Source organism: Acidiphilium sp. PM, assembly GCF_000219295.1.
Classification (GTDB): domain Bacteria; phylum Pseudomonadota; class Alphaproteobacteria; order Acetobacterales; family Acetobacteraceae; genus Acidiphilium; species Acidiphilium multivorum.
Window position 1 is genome coordinate 1 of record NZ_AFPR01000280.1, and the last position, 742, is coordinate 742.

Annotated in this window: 1 protein-coding gene and 1 pseudogene; one reads left to right on the forward strand and one right to left on the reverse strand. The window is 72.0% G+C overall.

The window, feature by feature from the left end; all coding sequences use genetic code 11:
* A pseudogene (locus APM_RS11385) lies at positions 1-209 on the reverse strand (type II secretion system protein GspE); the annotation flags it as partial.
* 69 nt (positions 210-278) lie between these two features.
* Between APM_RS11385 and APM_RS11390 the strand changes: the two are divergent.
* Positions 279-742, forward strand: a 464-nt coding sequence (locus APM_RS11390) for a prepilin peptidase (protein ID WP_007423530.1), incomplete at its 3' end; no start/stop codon positions are given.

The following is a 742-nucleotide window of genomic DNA, read 5'->3' on the forward strand; positions in this document are numbered from 1 at the left end:
AGACCGAGGGCGGCGGCGGCGGCCTCGGCGAGGCTGCGCTCGCCGATCAGCCCGAGGCGGACCAGTGAAGCGCCGAGGCCGAGCCCGGTTTCCGCCGCCAGCGCCCGCGCCCGCGCGATGCCGAGGGAATCGACCAGCCCGGCCCGCAGCAGCGCCGTGCCGATGGCTGAACCGTCCTCATCCGGGCGCGTGGCGGCGTGATCGAGCATCGCATGTCTCTCGCGGAAACGTGTTTTTTACCTTATGCCCGAGCAAGCTGCCGCCGGAGCCGAAAACATATGACAGTTCAGGGAAATATTCTGGTTGCCGGCACCATTCTGGCATCACCCTTCATCGGCTCGTTCATCGGCACGCTGGTCGAGGACCTGCCGCGCGGCCTTCTGCTCGCGCGGCGGCGCTCGCGCTGCGATGCCTGCGCCACGCCGCTCGGCGCCGCCGACCTGGTGCCGCTGGCAAGCTACCTGCTGCGCCGCGGGCGCTGCGCGCATTGCGGTGCCGCGATCCCGCGCCGGCTGCTGCTGATCGAGCTGGCGACGCTGCTGCTGGCAGTCGTTATCGCCGTGCTGGATCCGGCGGGGCCGCGCGTGCCGCTCGATTTCGCCTTCGCGGCGACGCTGCTGGCCGCGGCGCTGATCGATCTCGACTGCCTGCGGCTGCCCGACGCGCTGACCCTGCCACTGCTGCTGGCCGGGCTGGTCGTGACCGCGCTGCGGCAGCCTGAGGCGCTGCCGGCGCACGCGGC